Annotated in this window: 20 protein-coding genes and 1 riboswitch; of the genes, 19 read left to right on the forward strand and 1 reads right to left on the reverse strand. The window is 51.8% G+C overall.

Annotated elements, in window-relative coordinates:
* The first annotated feature begins 63 nt into the window (after nt 1-63).
* From AC0LWT_RS36625 to AC0LWT_RS36705, 17 genes are all read left to right on the forward strand, one after another.
* Nucleotides 64-624 carry a manganese efflux pump MntP gene (locus AC0LWT_RS36625; RefSeq protein ID WP_474686751.1) on the forward strand — a complete coding sequence of 187 codons (561 nt, stop codon included), beginning with the start codon at nt 64-66 and terminating at the stop codon, nt 622-624.
* 27 nt (nt 625-651) lie between these two features.
* Nucleotides 652-1,257 carry a low molecular weight protein arginine phosphatase gene (locus AC0LWT_RS36630; RefSeq protein WP_474686752.1) on the forward strand — a complete coding sequence of 202 codons (606 nt, stop codon included), beginning with the start codon at nt 652-654 and terminating at the stop codon, nt 1,255-1,257.
* A gap of 128 nt (nt 1,258-1,385) precedes the next feature.
* Nucleotides 1,386-1,466: riboswitch (ZMP/ZTP riboswitch) on the forward strand.
* A 100-nt stretch (nt 1,467-1,566) separates the two neighbouring features.
* Nucleotides 1,567-2,025 carry a ribose 5-phosphate isomerase B gene (gene rpiB / locus AC0LWT_RS36635; protein ID WP_474686753.1) on the forward strand — a complete coding sequence of 153 codons (459 nt, stop codon included), beginning with the start codon at nt 1,567-1,569 and terminating at the stop codon, nt 2,023-2,025.
* An 18-nt stretch (nt 2,026-2,043) separates the two neighbouring features.
* Nucleotides 2,044-2,649, forward strand: a complete 606-nt coding sequence (locus tag AC0LWT_RS36640; RefSeq protein ID WP_474686754.1) for a TIGR01440 family protein — start codon at nt 2,044-2,046, stop codon at nt 2,647-2,649.
* A gap of 52 nt (nt 2,650-2,701) precedes the next feature.
* Nucleotides 2,702-3,955 carry a serine hydroxymethyltransferase gene (gene glyA, locus AC0LWT_RS36645; RefSeq protein WP_474686755.1) on the forward strand — a complete coding sequence of 418 codons (1,254 nt, stop codon included), beginning with the start codon at nt 2,702-2,704 and terminating at the stop codon, nt 3,953-3,955.
* A 669-nt stretch (nt 3,956-4,624) separates the two neighbouring features.
* Nucleotides 4,625-5,254, forward strand: a complete 630-nt coding sequence (gene upp, locus AC0LWT_RS36650) for a uracil phosphoribosyltransferase (protein WP_474686756.1) — start codon at nt 4,625-4,627, stop codon at nt 5,252-5,254.
* A 21-nt stretch (nt 5,255-5,275) separates the two neighbouring features.
* On the forward strand, nt 5,276-6,418 hold the full coding sequence (wecB, locus tag AC0LWT_RS36655; RefSeq protein WP_474686757.1) for a non-hydrolyzing UDP-N-acetylglucosamine 2-epimerase: 1,143 nt from the start codon (nt 5,276-5,278) through the stop codon (nt 6,416-6,418).
* A 213-nt stretch (nt 6,419-6,631) separates the two neighbouring features.
* A complete protein-coding gene (locus tag AC0LWT_RS36660) occupies nt 6,632-6,853 on the forward strand; it encodes an AtpZ/AtpI family protein (protein WP_474686758.1) in 222 nt (73 codons plus the stop codon).
* Nucleotides 6,850-7,233 carry an ATP synthase subunit I gene (locus AC0LWT_RS36665; RefSeq protein ID WP_474686759.1) on the forward strand — a complete coding sequence of 128 codons (384 nt, stop codon included), beginning with the start codon at nt 6,850-6,852 and terminating at the stop codon, nt 7,231-7,233. The genes AC0LWT_RS36660 and AC0LWT_RS36665 overlap by 4 nt, the downstream gene beginning before the upstream one ends.
* Before the next feature lie 33 nt (nt 7,234-7,266).
* Nucleotides 7,267-7,965 (forward strand): F0F1 ATP synthase subunit A, encoded by a 699-nt coding sequence (atpB, locus tag AC0LWT_RS36670; protein WP_474686760.1) that lies wholly within the window; start codon nt 7,267-7,269, stop codon nt 7,963-7,965.
* A gap of 74 nt (nt 7,966-8,039) precedes the next feature.
* The gene (gene atpE / locus AC0LWT_RS36675; RefSeq protein ID WP_474686761.1) at nt 8,040-8,264 is read left to right on the forward strand and encodes a F0F1 ATP synthase subunit C; all 225 of its coding nucleotides are present in this window, start codon (nt 8,040-8,042) and stop codon (nt 8,262-8,264) included.
* A gap of 77 nt (nt 8,265-8,341) precedes the next feature.
* A complete protein-coding gene (gene atpF / locus AC0LWT_RS36680) occupies nt 8,342-8,827 on the forward strand; it encodes a F0F1 ATP synthase subunit B (protein ID WP_474686762.1) in 486 nt (161 codons plus the stop codon).
* Nucleotides 8,824-9,357 carry a F0F1 ATP synthase subunit delta gene (locus AC0LWT_RS36685; RefSeq protein WP_474686763.1) on the forward strand — a complete coding sequence of 178 codons (534 nt, stop codon included), beginning with the start codon at nt 8,824-8,826 and terminating at the stop codon, nt 9,355-9,357. Before atpF ends, AC0LWT_RS36685 begins: the two co-directional genes overlap by 4 nt.
* A 47-nt stretch (nt 9,358-9,404) precedes the next feature.
* Nucleotides 9,405-10,919, forward strand: coding sequence for a F0F1 ATP synthase subunit alpha (atpA, locus tag AC0LWT_RS36690; protein ID WP_474686764.1), 1,515 nt, complete (start codon nt 9,405-9,407; stop codon nt 10,917-10,919).
* A gap of 132 nt (nt 10,920-11,051) precedes the next feature.
* Nucleotides 11,052-11,909 carry an ATP synthase F1 subunit gamma gene (gene atpG, locus AC0LWT_RS36695; protein ID WP_474686765.1) on the forward strand — a complete coding sequence of 286 codons (858 nt, stop codon included), beginning with the start codon at nt 11,052-11,054 and terminating at the stop codon, nt 11,907-11,909.
* Between the two features lie 127 nt (nt 11,910-12,036).
* On the forward strand, nt 12,037-13,434 hold the full coding sequence (atpD, locus tag AC0LWT_RS36700; protein ID WP_474686766.1) for a F0F1 ATP synthase subunit beta: 1,398 nt from the start codon (nt 12,037-12,039) through the stop codon (nt 13,432-13,434).
* A gap of 49 nt (nt 13,435-13,483) precedes the next feature.
* Nucleotides 13,484-13,891: a F0F1 ATP synthase subunit epsilon gene (locus tag AC0LWT_RS36705; protein ID WP_474686767.1), complete on the forward strand. Its 408-nt coding sequence runs from the start codon at nt 13,484-13,486 to the stop codon at nt 13,889-13,891.
* A gap of 946 nt (nt 13,892-14,837) precedes the next feature.
* Here AC0LWT_RS36705 and AC0LWT_RS36710 read toward each other — a convergent pair.
* Nucleotides 14,838-15,515, reverse strand: a complete 678-nt coding sequence (locus AC0LWT_RS36710; protein ID WP_474686768.1) for a stalk domain-containing protein — start codon at nt 15,513-15,515, stop codon at nt 14,838-14,840.
* A gap of 316 nt (nt 15,516-15,831) precedes the next feature.
* Here AC0LWT_RS36710 and AC0LWT_RS36715 point away from each other — a divergent pair, with 316 nt between their 5' ends.
* Complete coding sequence (locus AC0LWT_RS36715) at nt 15,832-16,197, forward strand: NADH-quinone oxidoreductase subunit A (RefSeq protein WP_474686771.1); 366 nt, start codon at nt 15,832-15,834, stop codon at nt 16,195-16,197.
* Complete coding sequence (locus AC0LWT_RS36720; RefSeq protein WP_474686769.1) at nt 16,182-16,700, forward strand: NuoB/complex I 20 kDa subunit family protein; 519 nt, start codon at nt 16,182-16,184, stop codon at nt 16,698-16,700. Before AC0LWT_RS36715 ends, AC0LWT_RS36720 begins: the two co-directional genes overlap by 16 nt.
* The last annotated feature ends 175 nt before the right edge of the window (nt 16,701-16,875 follow it).

Below are 16,875 nucleotides of genomic sequence, written 5' to 3' on the forward strand. Positions count from 1 at the left end.
TGGCATGATTCCCGGTTTGTCCGCATATCTTGGGAAAGAAACCGTGGACAGGGGGACTGCAGCATGCTCGCATCATCCTTTGCACTTGGGCAGCTACTTACCATCATCATTATGGCGATTGCATTAGGACTAGATGCTTTTTCCCTGGGGATAGGGATCGGTATGAGGGGCGTCCGCTTGCTCGACATTCTCAAAATCAGCGTCGTTATCGGCATTTTTCATATTATTATGCCTTTAATGGGGATGTTCATGGGGCACTACGTCAGCTCTCTTCTGGGACATGTCGCTACTGCTGCGGGAGGCTGCCTGCTGGCTTTGCTGGGGTGCCATATGATATACAGCTCGCTTCGCGGCGGGGAAGCCGTCTCTTTCGACCACCGTACTTTGTGGGGGCTTATTATTTTCGCGCTCAGCGTAAGTATAGACTCTTTCTCGGTGGGGGTATCGCTGGGAATGTTCGCTACGGATATCGTGCTGACGGTGCTTGTATTCGGCGCCTTCGGAGCGCTGATGTCGATTGGCGGCCTGCTCGTAGGCAGACGCGTCGGACACTGGGTCGGCGAGTACGGCGAGGCGTTTGGCGGGTTGATTTTGCTCGCATTTGGGATCAAATTTTTGCTGTGATACAATAAAGGGGAGGAGGAGGGGATCATGTTGCGAATACTTTTTGTCTGTACGGGAAATACGTGCCGCAGTCCACTAGCCGAGGGCTTGCTGCGGGTCAAGGTGCAAAAAGAAGGGCTAGCGGCCGAGGTCCGTTCCGCCGGCGTATCCGCTGTTACGGGAGGGGCCATTTCTCACAACAGCGACGCGATTTTGAAAGAAGCGGGTTTCCGGGACAAGATCAGCTCTCTTTTTATTGGGCAGGCCGAGGTGCAGTGGGCGGATTTGATTTTGACGATGACGGTCGGCCATAAGCGTTCGGTTGTTCAGCGTTTTCCGGATGCCGTAGATAAAATTTATACGCTCAAGGAGTACGTGGAGGATAATCCGGACGTGCTGCGCGCGATGGAGGAGCGGGAACGGCTTGCAGCCGAGATTCAGCTCAAACAAGCGCTGGCTCAGACGGTTTCCTCCGAGGAAAGAAGCCGGTATTTGCAGCTGGAAAGAAGCATTCCCGATTACGATATTTCCGACCCGTTCGGCGGTTCCATAGACATTTACCGGGCAACAGCCGTTGAAATCGGACAATGTCTGGATAAGCTGGTGCAAAAGCTGCGCGAGCGGCAGAACGGATCGAATTTGCTGGGCCCTTAGGACTGATTCCTAGAAAAGCGGGTTTGGAGCGGATCCGGCGGAATCGGCTTGCCTTGCCTGCGCGAACCCGCCCCGCGGATATCACCTTTACAGGCACGCCGGAATGCGATAAAATAGACGTATTGATTGAGACTCGATGTAACTGGCGACGAGTGGGGTTAACCACAATGGAGCATCGGGTTATACGGCCGGTCGCCTGGGCAAAAGAGCAACGCGCGTACTTTCGCGTGTCCTGCTCTTTTTTTCGTTTTCCGGTGGGTAATGGGCTATAATAGGAAGGACAAATGAATTTTAAAGGAGCGTTTACCGATGAAAATTGCATTGGGTGCGGATCATGCAGGGTATCGTTTGAAAGATGTCATCATTCCTTTTATCGAATCATTAGGCCACCAGGTTTTGGATCTCGGCTGCAGCTGCGCGGATTCCGTCGATTACCCGGATTATGCGCTGGAAGTATGCGAGAAAGTAGTTGCCGGGGAAGCGGATAAAGGCATCCTGATTTGCGGGACAGGCATCGGCATGTCGATTGCCGCCAACAAAGTTCCCGGAATCCGCTGCGCCCTCGTTCACGATCTGTTCTCCGCCAAAGCGACTCGCGAGCATAACGATACGAACGTATTGGCTATGGGCGAGCGCGTCATCGGGCCTGGCGTTGCCGAAGAAATCGTGAAAATTTGGCTGGAAACGGAATTTTCGCAAGGCGTTCGCCACCAGAACCGCATCGGTAAAGTTCAAAAGATCGAAGAGCGCTTCGCGCTTCATCCGTAAGCCGCGGGAGGGAATCCGATGACTGATTCCATTCTGCCTACGATTGCTGAAGCCGTTGAAGCCAATCTGCGTGAGCTGGTTCAGGCGGGGGGGTTGAAGCCCGGACAGCTGCTTGTCATCGGCACCAGCACGAGCGAAATACTCGGGCATCGCATCGGCACATCCGGGACGCTGGACGCGGCGGAGCCGATCTTTCAAGCGGCCGGGCGCGTGTGCCGGGAATTCGGGCTGCACGCGGCATTTCAATGCTGCGAGCATCTGAACCGCGCGCTCGTGCTGGAGGAAGACGTGCTCGCGCTGTATCCCCGTCTGGAGCCGGTGTCCGTCATTCCGGTGCCGAAAGCCGGGGGCGCGATGGCGTCCTATGCGTACCGCCATTTTGCCCGGCCCGTAGTCGTCGAGACGATTGAGGCTCACGCCGGGATCGATATCGGCAGCACGCTCATCGGCATGCACCTTCGCCGTGTCGCGGTGCCGGTTCGTCCGCCGGTGCGGAATATCGGCCACGCCTATGTGACTATGGCTTACACGCGGCCGAAGTTGATCGGCGGCATGCGGGCTGTGTACTCGGAGGAGACAGCCGAACAACAGTACGCTGCCGCGTCTCCGAAAGCGGATTGTTAGTTTCGCTGCGTTTGTACGTTTAAATACAAAGAAGACCAGGGAGGAACTGAACATGTCTACTAACTTTTTAAGCAAGCAAGATCCGAAAATCGCAGAAGCGATGAACTTGGAACTGGGCCGTCAACGCGACAAAATCGAGCTTATCGCATCCGAAAACATCGTCAGCGAAGCCGTTATGGAAGCTATGGGTACGGTTCTGACGAACAAATACGCGGAAGGCTATCCGGGCAAAAGATACTACGGCGGCTGTGAATACGTCGATATCGTGGAAGATATCGCGCGCGACCGCGCCAAAGAGCTGTTTGGCGCTGAGCATGCGAACGTACAGCCTCATTCAGGCGCGCAAGCGAACATGGCCGTTTATTTGGCCGCATTGAGTCATGGAGACACTGTTCTCGGCATGAACCTGGCACATGGCGGTCATTTGACGCACGGCAGCCCGGTGAACGCTTCCGGCATTTTGTACAATTTCGTCGCTTACGGCGTCAGCGAAAAAGACGGCCGCATCGATTACGACGAAGTCCGCAAAGCGGCATTCAAGCATAAGCCACGCATGCTCGTTGCCGGCGCGAGCGCATATTCGCGCATTATCGATTTTGAAGCGCTGGCTTCCATCGCGAACGACGTAGGCGCATTGTTCTTCGTAGACATGGCGCACATCGCCGGTCTGATTGCCGCAGGCTTGCATCCGAATCCGGTGCCGCACGCCCATTTCGTAACGACTACGACGCACAAAACGCTTCGCGGTCCCCGCGGCGGCATGATATTGACCCGCAAGTCGTGGGCGGCCGCCATTGACAAAGCCGTATTCCCGGGCACCCAGGGCGGACCTTTGATGCACACGATCGCGGCAAAAGCCGTATCTTTCGGCGAAGCGCTGCAGCCTGAATTCAAAACTTACGCGCAAAACGTCATCAACAACGCGAAAACGCTGGCCGAAGCTCTGCAAGCGGAAGGCATCGAGCTCGTTTCCGGCGGCACCGACAACCATTTGATGCTGATCGATCTGCGCAGCCTGAACATTACCGGTAAAGACGCGGAGCATGTTTTGGACGAAATCGGCATTACGGCGAACAAAAATGCCATTCCTTTCGATCCGACAAGCCCGTTCATCACAAGCGGCATCCGCGTTGGCACGCCTGCGGCGACTTCCCGCGGCATGGGCGAAGAAGCGATGAAAACGATCGCGAAAGTCATCGCGCTTACGCTTAAAAATCCTAAAGACGAAGCGACGCTCGAACAAGCTCGCGGCATCGTGAAGGATTTGACGGCGCAATATCCGCTTTATCCAGGTTTGAGCTATTAATTGATTTTGATCTGCAACGACCGACTCCGGATGATGCCGGGGTCGGTTTTTTTAAGTTTACGGGGGCGGAGTGCTCCGCAAAACCTGCCCAAACCCTCAGGACGCCGTAGAAGTCACCCTAAAGAATGAAAATAATCGGGTCTACTTGCTCTTTGATGATGCCCGGAAACCTGCACGCCAGAGCCGGTCGCACAATCTGCTTGTTAGTATGAGGAAAACCTGCAAAAGTACAGTTTTTTCCCGGTTGAAACGCCGGTGACGAAAAATTCCTGCAATTGTGCAGGCTTTTCGCCGCGAACAGGGGCTCTGGTTCATTTTTATCGAAAATTCCTGCACTTTCGCAGGCTTTTCGCCAAAACGAACCATTTATGCGGAAAAAACCTGCATTTTTGCAGGCATTTTCTCTGCCAAACCGCCTTGTGGCCTCGACGCCAGTGCCGCAACCGGTGGAAGGAGTAACGCGGCCTCCACTCCAGCACCGCAACCCGAACCGGAAGCTCGGCGGGGGACGAATTGCCTGTTTTCTTTTATTAAATTTGTGAAATGTTCCAATGGTTTTTCAGAAGATAAGTTGGATAACATATGATATAATAGACAAGATTTGCGTAATTGTCGATATACGCGCTTACAAAGCAGGTTTTGCCGTGCAAAACGCTTAGGAGGAAACCCATGGGAAAAGTATTCATCTGCGATCATCCGCTTATTCAACACAAACTTACCTACATTCGTGATGAAAATACGAAAACAAAAGATTTTCGCGAACTCGTTGATGAAGTGGCCACTTTAATGGCTTATGAGATTACTAGAGATATTCCGCTTGAACATATTCAAGTGAAGACGCCTGTTACGACTGCCGATTGCCGCATCATTTCCGGGAGGATGCTCGGTCTTATTCCGATTTTGCGGGCGGGTCTCGGGATGGTGGACGGCATTCTCAAGCTGATTCCTGCGGCGAAAGTCGGACATATCGGACTTTATCGTGATCCGGATACGCTTCAACCTGTCGAATACTATGTGAAGCTTCCGACGGACGTTCAGGAGCGGGAGCTGATCGTGATCGATCCGATGCTGGCTACTGGCGGGTCGGCCAATGCGGCTATCGACGTGTTGAAGCGCAGAGGCTGCACCCAAATCAAGCTGATGTGCCTGATTGCGGCGCCGGAAGGGATTAAAGCCGTGCAAAACGAACATCCGAACGTCGATATTTATGTGGCCGCCGTCGATGATTATTTGAACGATCACGGCTACATCGTGCCTGGCTTGGGAGACGCAGGCGACCGGTTGTTCGGGACTAAATAAGCAAAAGGGAGACAGAGACCGATGAAACGCTTGAAAGTCATTACGATTTTTGGCACCAGACCTGAGGCTATCAAAATGGCTCCGCTCGTTCTGGAGCTGCAGAAGCATCCGGAACATATCGAATCGCTCGTGTGCGTAACGGCGCAGCACCGCGAGATTCTGGATCAAGTGCTGGATCTTTTCAAAATCAAGCCCGACTACGATTTGAACGTAATGAAAGACCGGCAAACGTTGAACGAGATTACGATCCGCGTTCTGCAAGGGCTGGAGCCTGTTTTCCGGGAGGCGAAGCCGGATCTGATCCTTGTCCATGGCGACACTCTGACTACGTTCCTCGGCAGCTACGCCGCGTTCCTCCAACAAATTCAGGTGGGCCATGTGGAAGCGGGACTGCGGACGTGGAACAAAATGTCGCCGTATCCGGAAGAAATGAACCGGCAGTTGACCGGCGTTCTCTCCGATCTTCATTTTGCCCCGACGGATTTGTCGGCGAGCAGCCTGCGCAAAGAGAACAAGCCCGAAGAGCGCATCTACATAACGGGGAATACCGTAACGGATGTGTTCCAATACACGGTGCAAAAAGATTTTCAGCATCCGATTCTGGAATGGGCGGCCGGCCGCAAGCTGATTCTGATGACGGCGCACCGCAGGGAGTCCCAGGGGGAACCGCATCGTCAAATTTTCCGCGCCGTGCGGCGGATTGCCGACGAGTTCACGGACATCGCCATCGTGTATCCGGTGCATCCGAGTCCGGCCGTGAAGGAGCCCGCCCACGAAATTTTGGGCGACCATCCGAGAATCAAGCTGATCGAGCCTCTTGACGTGTTTGAATTGCACAATTTTTATCCGCATACGCACATGATCCTTACCGACTCGGGAGGGATTCAGGAAGAAGCGCCGTCATTCGGGGTGCCGGCCCTGGTGCTGCGCGAAACGACGGAGCGTCCGGAAGGCATTGACGCAGGCACTTTGGAGCTTGTCGGCACGGACGAGGAGCAGGTTTACGAGCGTGCCAGAGCCCTGCTCACAGACGCCGCTTTGTACAATAAAATGAGCCAGGCGGCCAATCCTTACGGGGATGGAAAAGCGTCCCAGCGCATCGTTCAGGCCATTCTGCACCATTTTGGCCTAGCTTCCGACCGTCCGGCGCCTTTTCAACCGTGACAAAATGATGACAAACGTTACAGCGTACAGTTGAACTGTTCGGTTTGAAAATCGGCAAACCCTAGAGCCGCAAGGCTCTGGGTCGTTCTGGCGAAAGAAACACAAGAAGTTACTTCAATTGACAAACCTTGCATGGCTTCGATACAATATATGAGGATTCAGCCTAGGCTTACGAGGCAAGCTTTCCGAACGGAAAGCTCCCAGGAGGATGCGATGAATAAGCCAGATCCCAAAGATAATCCGTGGCGGGCAGCCGCCTTAACTACTGCAATCGGTGTCGATCTTGTCGTATGTTTATTGGCCGGGTATTGGTTTGGCGAATGGCTGAGTCACATGTTTGGGGGACAGCTCTGGTTGCTTGCCGGATTTTTGCTTGGACTAGCGGCTGGCGTCGTCAGCATTTACTTCATGATAAAGCAGTACGGAGGGCTATGATGGATGAATTTTCAGCCCATCTGAAAACGGTTCAAAATGTGTTTCTCTTCTTCTTATCCTTTTGCTTGGCTGCTTGGGCCCTTCTCGTGGATTACAGAGCCTACATTGCGGGATTGATGCTCGGCTCCTTGGCCAGCATGATCAATGCAAGATACTTGGCCTGGAAAATCCGCAAGCTGACGGAAACTGTAGTTGAAAAGAAGGGGCGCAAAGGGCCTATCGGCTTTTTGACAAGGGCGGCAATAGCAGCTTTGGCTGGAGTTATCGCAATTCGATATCCGGAACATGTCGCATTACCCACGACGGTGGTCGGATACTTTTTCGCACAATTGGCAACAATCGTATTGGGTATTATTTCTATTAAGAGGTCAGGGAAGTAATTTCAATCGTTGAAAGGGGTGAAAATGGAAAACATGGAACATCATGCACCGGGGTTTGAATGGTTGGGCATTCATTTCGATGCGTCTGCGCTGTTGATGATCGGAGTTACGAGCATTATTGTCTTAATTCTTGCGATTGCCGGAGCCAGCAAAGCATCGGTTCAGAATCCATCGAAATTGCAAAACTTTTTGGAATGGGCCATCGAGTTTGTGGAAGGCATCATCGGAAGCACGATCGGTTCCAAGCACGGCAAGCCGTTTATTGCGCTGGGGCTGTCGCTGATCATGTATATCTTTATCGGCAACATGCTGGGGCTTCCGTTCTCGATTGTTACCGAGGATCACGTCTCCTGGTGGAAGTCTCCGACAGCGGACATCGCGGTTACCGGAGCGCTTACCGTTATCGTTATCTTCTTGAGCCATTACTTAGGGATAACCCGCAACACGAAGCATTATTTCGCGCATTACTTTGAGTACAAAGGGGCTATGCTGATCCTTCATTTGATTGAAGTCGTATCCAAGCCGCTTACGCTTGCATTTCGGCTATACGGTAACATTTATGCAGGTGAAATTATGATATCTGTCATCATCGGGGCAGGCTGGTTTGGAATTGCGCCGCTCTTTGTATGGCAGGGCTTCAGTGTGTTCGTAGGCGCGATTCAAGCATTCGTATTTACGATGCTGACGATGGTTTACATCTCGCAAACGCTCGTTCACGAAGAAGAGCATTAACAGCAAGACTTACCTCGGGAAGTCTCGAGTCATTTTATATAAAAAACTACTCAATTTAAGGGAGGATTTTCTCAATGGGAGCTTTAGCATTAGTCGCAGCAGGTATTGTATTTGGTTTAGGGGCACTTGGTGCAGGTATTGGTAACGGTTTGATCGTAGGTCGTGCACTGGAAGGTATTTCCCGTCAACCGGAACTTCGCGGTACGCTTCAAACTACAATGTTCATCGGGGTCGGTCTGGTAGAGGCAATGCCGGTCGTTGCGCTGGTTCTTGCATTTATCTTCATGGGCCGTGCTTAAGAATTCGTTTGGCGGGGATGGCCATTTAGCCTCCACGCCTTCGTTTTGCCCACGTTATCAGAAGGGAGTGACGTTACTTGCATATTGAATGGTCCACATTTTTTATACAGATCATCGCGTTTTTGATTTTGTATTTGCTGCTCTCCAAATTTGCGTTCGGTCCTCTGTTTGGGATGATGGAAAAACGCAGACAACTGGTGAAAGATCAAATTCAAACGGCCGAAAACAGCCGCAAGCAAGCCGAGCAACTGCTAGAGGAGCAAAAACAAGCCCTTCAGCAAACCCGCAAGGAAGCCTACGACATTATCGAGCAAGCGAAACAAACAGGCTCCAAACAAGCGGATGAGATTATCCACGCTGCACAAGCCGAAGCGAGCCGTCTGAAAGACGAAGCGCTGAAAGATATCGAGAACGAGAAAAACAAAGCGGTTGCGGCTCTTCGCAGCCAAGTGGGTGCGATGTCCGTTCTGATCGCTTCCAAAATTATCGAAAAGCAAATCGACGAAAAGTCACAGGAAGAATTGGTTGAGCATTACCTCAAAGAGGTAGGAGGCAACGTATGAGTGACATCGTCGTAGCGAAGCGTTATGCCAAAGCTCTGTTCGAAGTGGCGAAGGAGAAGAACCTGATCTCCCAAGTGGAAGAAGAGCTGAAATCTGTAGTCAATGCGGTTAAGGACAATGCGGATCTGCAGAAGTTCCTCGGCCATCCGAATATCGGAGCTTCCGTGAAAACGGATTTGCTGAAACAGATTTTCGAAGGCAAAGTTTCCGAACCGGTGTGGAACACGCTGCAAGTCTTGATCGATAAAGGCCGGGCGGCGATTTTGTCTGCTTTGGCGGTCGAATATGTGAAGATTGCTAATGAAGCTCTCGGGCAAGCGAACGCAACCGTGTACTCGGCAGCAAGCTTGACGGACGCCCAACAAGTGGAAATTGCGGCTCAATTCAGCAAGATTACCGGTAAAACGATTCGCGTTGCGAATGTCGTGGAGCCTAAGCTCGTCGGCGGCATCCAAGTGAGAATCGGCGACCGTTTATATGATGGAAGCATCGCAGGAAAGCTTGATCGTCTGGCCAAATCGTTAGTTTAATAAAGGTCTTTAAAGCACAAGCACTGTAAGAATAGGGGTGAAGTTCGTTGAGTATCAAACCTGAAGAAATCAGCACATTGATTAAACAACAGATCGAGAATTATAAATCCGATATGCAAGTGGTTGATGTAGGTACAGTCATTCAAGTAGGTGACGGTATCGCTCGTGCTCACGGATTGGAAAACGTAATGGCAGGCGAGCTGCTTGAGTTTCCAAACGGCGTTCTGGGCTACGCGTTCAACCTTGAGGAAAGCAACGTAGGTATCGTTATTCTCGGACCTTACACGGACATCCGCGAAGGCGACCAAGTGAAACGCACGGGCCGCATCATGGAAGTGCCTGTAGGCGAAGAGCTTCTTGGCCGTGTCGTGAACTCGTTGGGTCAACCGGTGGACGGCAAAGGTCCGGTCAACACCACGGAATTCCGTCCTGTAGAGAATATGGCTCCAGGCGTAATGGCGCGTAAATCCGTTCATGAGCCGATGCAAACGGGTATCAAAGCGATCGACGCGATGGTTCCAGTCGGACGCGGACAGCGCGAATTGATCATCGGCGACCGCCAAACCGGTAAAACGGCAATCGCGATCGACGCGATCATCAACCAAAAAGGCAACGGAGTGAAATGTATCTACGTTGCAATCGGGCAAAAACAATCGACAGTCGTAGGCGTTGTTGAAACCCTTCGCGCTGCCGGCGCATTAGATTATACGATCGTTGTTACCGCTTCGGCTTCCGAGCCGTCCCCGATGCTGTGGCTGGCACCTTATTCTGGCTGCGCAATGGGCGAGTACTTCATGTACAAAGGCGATCACGTACTGATCGTTTATGATGACCTTTCCAAACAAGCGGCTGCATACCGCGAGTTGTCCCTCTTGCTCCGCCGTCCTCCGGGCCGGGAAGCTTACCCAGGTGACGTATTCTACCTGCATTCCCGTCTGCTTGAGCGCGCTGCGAAGCTGAACGATGAACTGGGCGGCGGTTCGATTACCGCATTGCCATTCATCGAGACGCAAGCGGGCGATATCTCCGCTTATATTCCTACGAACGTAATTTCGATTACGGACGGACAAATCTTCCTTGAGTCAGACCTGTTCTACTCCGGTCAGCGTCCAGCGGTTAACGTTGGTAACTCCGTATCCCGGGTAGGGGGCTCCGCTCAAACGAAAGCGATGAAAAAAGTTGCCGGTACACTGCGTGTGGACTTGGCTCAATATCGCGAGCTTGCTGCATTCGCAGCGTTCGGCTCCGATTTGGATAGAGCGACTAAAGCTCGTTTGGACCGCGGTGTTCGGACACTTGAAATCTTGAAGCAAGGCGTGCACCAGCCGCTTTCGCTCGAGAAGCAAGTTGCTTCCCTGTACTCGGTCGTTAAAGGGCACCTGGACGACCTTCCGGTACAAGACGTGACCCGTTTTGAAGCGCAATTCCTGGCTTACCTGGATTCCAACCGTCCGGAAATTCTGCAAAGCATCCGCGATACGAAAGATTTAACTGCGGATAACGACAAAGCTTTGGCAGATGCGATTCAGCAATTCAAAAAGAGCTTCGCGGTTTCTGAATAAATCATGCGTACCTGAGCTTTTCTTTCGCGGGAAGCCCAGGTACTCCATGTTAAGCCTGAAATCGGGCCTTGTCGCCTGAGTCGGGTTTTCGAATGAAGGCTTTTCAAAGCCTCAAAAGAGAGGTGAGCAGGTATGGCAAAAGGAATGCGCGAGATTAAGCGCCAGATCAAATCCACTCAAAACACGAAGCAGATCACCAGAGCGATGGAGATGGTGGCTGCAGCGAATTTGAGAAGAGCTCAGCAAGCGGCGGAAGCGGCTCGCCCTTACTCCGACAAGCTGAAGGAAGTGGTCGGGAGCATCGCCGCAGGGACCAAAGGCGTTAAGCACCCGATGCTTCAAGCGCGTGAAGTGAAGAAAACCGGCTATTTGGTAATCACCTCCGACCGCGGTCTGGCAGGCGGTTACAACGCTAACGTGCTGCGGAAGGTTATGTCGGAGATTCGTGAGCGGCACAAGTCCACGTCCGAATATTCGGTTTTTGTAATCGGCCGTAAAGGCAGTAACTTCTTCTCCAAACGGCAGATTCCGATTGTACAAGAAGTGACGGGTCTTCCCGATTCCCCGACTTTTTCGGATATCAAATCGGTAGCCGCTGCGGCGGTAGCCAACTTTGAGAACGGCTCTTACGATCAACTGTTCCTGGTGTATAACCAGTTTAAAAACGCGATTACTCAAATTCCGACCATGGTCCGCCTTCTTCCGATGGAGGATGTGTCCGGAGTGTCCGCAGCAAGCTACGAGTATGAGCCATCACCGGAAGGCGTACTGGAAGTTCTGCTTCCCAAATACGCGGAAACGCTCATCTACAGCGCGGTCCTGGAAGGAAAAGCGAGTGAGTTCGGGTCGAGAATGACAGCCATGAACAGCGCGACGAAAAATGCAACGAAAATGATCAGTTCCTATACGCTCGCTTACAACCGTGCGCGTCAAGCTTCGATTACGCAAGAAATTTCGGAGATTGTCGCCGGGGCCAATGCGAACGCGTAAAAGTTCATAAAGCTCTGCGCAAGCAGAGTTCGGATAAAATGCTTACGAAGTTAGCTTTGCTAAAGCAAAGCTCAGATTATGCTTACGAAGTCAGTTTTCCTAACGGAAGACTCTTAGGAGGGAAACCATGAGCAAAGGGCGCGTTGTGAATATTACAGGGCCTGTCGTCGATATCGAGTTCGAGCGCGGGCAACTCCCTGAAATTCTAAATGCTATCAAAATTAGTAAAACCGAAGGCGGACAACAAAAGACCATGACGGTTGAAGCGGCTGTTCACCTTGGTGACAACCTGGTTCGCTGCGTAGCGATGTCCTCGACGGACGGTCTTGTTCGTGGAGCTGAAGCTACAGATACAGGTGCAGCTATTACTGTACCGGTAGGCGCAGCTACACTTGGCCGTGTATTCAACGTATTGGGCGATCCGATTGACGGTAATGAAACTGTAGACCGTACATTGACAAGCCCGATTCATAAAGCAGCACCTTCATTTGAAAACTTGTCGACCAAAGCTGAGATCCTGGAAACAGGGATCAAAGTAATCGACTTGATGGCTCCTTACGCAAAAGGTGGTAAAATCGGTCTCTTCGGCGGTGCGGGCGTAGGTAAAACCGTAACGATGCAAGAGCTGATTCACAATATCGCGCAAGAACACGGCGGTATTTCCGTATTCGCCGGTGTAGGCGAAAGAACGCGTGAAGGTAACGACTTGTATCACGAGATGAGCGATTCCGGCGTTATCGCCAAAACGGCGATGGTTTTTGGTCAAATGAACGAGCCGCCAGGCGCGCGTCTTCGCGTAGCATTGTCCGGTCTGACCATGGCCGAATATTTCCGTGACGAAGAAGGAAGAGACGTTCTTCTGTTCATCGACAACATTTTCCGCTTTACCCAAGCAGGTTCCGAGGTTTCCGCCTTGCTCGGACGTATGCCGTCCGCGGTAGGTTACCAGCCTACGCTGGCAACTGAGATGGGTCAATTGCAAGAGCGTATTACATCCACGAAAAAAGGTTCCGTAACTTCGATTCAAGCGATTTACGTTCCTGCGGATGACTATACGGACCCGGCGCCGGCAACTGCGTTCGCCCACTTGGACGCAACGACGAACCTGGAGCGCAGCATCGCGGCAGCGGGTATTTTCCCTGCGGTGGATCCGCTTGCTTCTTCTTCCCGTATTTTGACGCCGGAAACTCTCGGCGAAGAACATTACAAAGTAGCTCAAGGCGTTAAGCAAATTTTGCAGCGCTACAAAGAGCTTTTGGATATCATCGCGATCCTGGGTATGGATGAGCTGTCCGACGAAGACAAGCTGATCGTACTCCGCGCCCGCCGTCTCCGTCTGTTCTTGTCCCAACCGCTTCACGTGGCAGAGCCGTTCAACGGATTCCCGGGCATTTACGTGCCGCTTAAAGAGACAATCCGCAGCTTCAAAGAAATTCTTGAAGGCAAGCACGATGACCTTCCTGAACCGGCGTTCCACAACGTTGGCACAATCGAGGACGCTATCGAGAAAGCGAAAACGCTGTAACGCCTAGCTTTATGCTTTCGAAGCAAAACTCGAAGAAGGGGGAGTCCAAGTGAGCACATTCCTGCTGGAAATCGTAACGCCCGAGCGCAAAGTGTATGCTGAACAAGTGAACATGATTGTCGCAAAAGGCGTTCAAGGGGAGCTTGGAATTCTGCCTAATCACATTCCACTTGTAACTCCGTTGAAGATCGCCTACGTTACTGTGAAAAAACAAGGAGCAAAAGACCAGTTTATCGCAGTAAACGGCGGTTTCATGGAAGTGCGCAAGGATAAGGTGGTTATTTTGGCGGAAAGCGCCGAGCTGCCGGAGCAAATCGATGTAGATCGTGCGAAAGCTGCCAAAGAGCGCGCGCAGCAACGTCTTGCCGACACGAAACAGGCGCACGTTGATTTCAAAAGAGCGGAAGCGGCTTTACAGCGTGCATTGAATCGGATCGACGTATCCGGAAAAAAATAGATTGGATTCGCAAAATCGCCCTCCACACGGCCAAAACGGCAGAGTGAAGGGCGATTTTTATTTTGGGCGAACGATAGAATTATGGCAACAGTTTGTTCTTGAGCAATGCCAGCCGGCTTTGCCTGTAGCCCGGCTTAGTAATTGATGAAGGAAAGGCTGTCCCAGGTGCAGAGCAATCTGCTTGCGGAACAGCCTTTTTGTATAAATAGGTGATGAACATCGGCGTCCCGATGTCATGAGAAATCTTCTGCAGCCGTCAAGGATGTTTTGTACGGCTCGTTCTTTGGCCGTTCAAAGACGGTGGTGCCGAGATGGGCGCAATGGTTTTCCTAATGGGCGCCTTGGTTGACCACCGTTATGCGACGCTTACACCGGCTGGGATGGGAGCTGCGCGTGGTGCGAAATCCCCCTGCACGGGTTGCGGCGCTGCTCGGCGGAGGGCATAAGTCGGCTTTGCCTGCCAAGCCCGGGGAGAAAAACCTGCAAAAGTGCAGGTTTTCTCTACGAAAATGGCTCATTTTGGCGAAAAGCCTGCAAAAGTGCAGGAATTTCCGACGAAATGAGCCTGATCCCACGTGCTCGGTGGAAAAGCCTGCACAAATGCAGGAATTTTCCGCTCCCAACCTCTCAACGCGTAAAAAACTGCACTTTTGCAGGCTTTCTGCGCAATGCCAAGCAGTTGCTGCCTCAAGCGTGCGAGTTCCTGCCTTTTGCAGGCTTTCTGCGAATGCCGAGAGCGTAGCTGGCTCAAGCATATGAACTCTTGCTTTTCGCAGGCTTTCTGCGCAATGCCAAGCAGTTACTGCCTCAAGCGTGCGAGCTCCAGCCTTTTGCAGGCTTTCTGCATGCGGCAAGATAGCTGGGCAGTCGGGCGGTCCGGCTCCAGAGTGTGGGTTTCTCAACAGCCCTGACTTTCCGTTTGCCGCCCTACATGGTGAATTTGTTCTTACTTATAGTAAGAATCGATCAATGGGACGAAGTAGCCGCCGCCATCTTTGACTTGCATGGAGATGGTCACGGTTTTCACGTTGCCGATATTGACTTCGATGTCTTTCAGTCCGTCATTCGGCGAAATGGTTTCTACTTTTTTGAGGAGCGCATTGCCATCAAGGTCTTTGATCTCGAAATCGGTTAAATCTTTATCGATGGCTGCAATTTTCAGGTGCAAGGTTTGGTACTTTTTGTCCGGGGTGATAATGAGTGTTGGTCCGCCGGACCCTTCATGGTAATAGTAAGCTTCTTTATAGTCTTTATTCTTGTATGTCGTTTGCGCCGGGTCTTTTGTGTAGGTGTAGTCGTTAAACTTCTCCGCATTCAAAGGCGTTCCATTCACTTTTTCCCCCAGAATAACTTCCTGGTTCGCAGCGTCGTAATCTACGGCTACATTTAAAGCGTTGGCAACTCCTCTTACCGGCAAATAGGTGTTCCCATTGTATGTAATGGGCAGTACGGCCAGTCCCTGCGCATCGTTCAGCTGAGCGACTTTGCCGTTGACGCGAACTTTCAAATCTCCATTTAGATAAGCTTGGATTTCTTGCAAGTTGGCGCCGGCGTAAACACCGGAGCTAACCCCGACCAGCAAGGAAATTCCGGCTACGGAAGCTACTAATTTTTTGTTCAGCATGTCTCTGCTCCTTTGAAAATTTTTCGGAAAATGTAAGGAATATACTAAAAAATTCTATTTAATTATAGAATTTATTCAACCAAGTATCAATAAGTCTGAATGTTCATTTTGTAGCATAAATCATACCGCCTATTGGACGCGAAGATGGCTCAGGAATAAATAAGGTGTGAATTGGAAAAAGTACACGTTATGAATGTGCGGAAATAGTCATCGACGCCCAAATTCCTTTTTGTTATAATTGTTAAGGTGATTATTACCATTTTTGATAAGTTGAATGAGAAAAGCAAATAGGAATGGAGGCGGTTACATACGGATGATGTACACAAATAATTACGTGATTGTGGCGATTTTCCTGGGACTTTCGATTTTTCTTCCTATTGCCGCGTTAACGATTGGCAAACTGCTGAGACCGAGCAAGCCTGTCGAGGAGAAGTACACGACGTATGAGAGCGGCAACGAGCCGGTCGGAGAAGGGCAAATCCGTTTTAACATTCGTTATTATCTGTTCGCGTTAATGTTTGTCATTTTTGATGTGGAAACCGTGTTCTTGTACCCATGGGCTGTCGCTTACAAGCAGCTTGGATTGTTTGCTTTGGTGGAAATGTGCATTTTTGTAGCCTTGCTTGCCATAGGATTATTATACGCTTGGAAAAAGAAGGTGCTGCAATGGACTTCAGTCTAGAATCGATCTCGCCCGAGGAACGGGAAGAGCTAAACCGCAACGTATTTATGACCACGCTGGAGCAAGTAAAAGCCTGGGCCCGGAGCAATTCGCTTTGGCCGCTCACGTTTGGCCTCGCCTGTTGTGCCATTGAAATGATGGGAACTGGCGGGTCGCACTATGATTTGGACCGTTTCGGAGTCATCTTCCGTACGTCGCCCCGACAATCCGATGTGATGATTGTCGCAGGGACCGTTACGAAGAAAATGGCTCCTTTGCTGCGCCGTCTTTATGAGCAGATGCCGGAGCCGAAATGGGTCATCGCCATGGGCTCCTGCGCTACGGCGGGCGGACCTTACGTAAAGTCGTATGCCGTTGTCAAAGGCGTCGACCAGGTCGTCCCCGTCGATGTCTATATTCCCGGCTGCCCGCCTAATCCGGCGGCGCTCATCTACGGGATCAACAAGCTTCAGGAGAAGATTCGCTATGAAGCGAAGACCGGGAAGCAGGTGATCCATCGATGAGCGACGAGAAGAAGCCGGAAGAGCAGGCTCCCGCGCCGGAAGCGGCGGAGGAGCGCAAGGCTGACGCCGCCGGCGGAAGCGAGCCCGCGGCGCAGCCGGAGCTGGCCGAAGCCGCCGCCGAGGTCGGCCGGCTGACGCCGGAGGCGCGCGCGAGCAAGACGCCGCTCAGCGCGGA

This window comes from Paenibacillus sp. sgz302164, assembly GCF_056120505.1.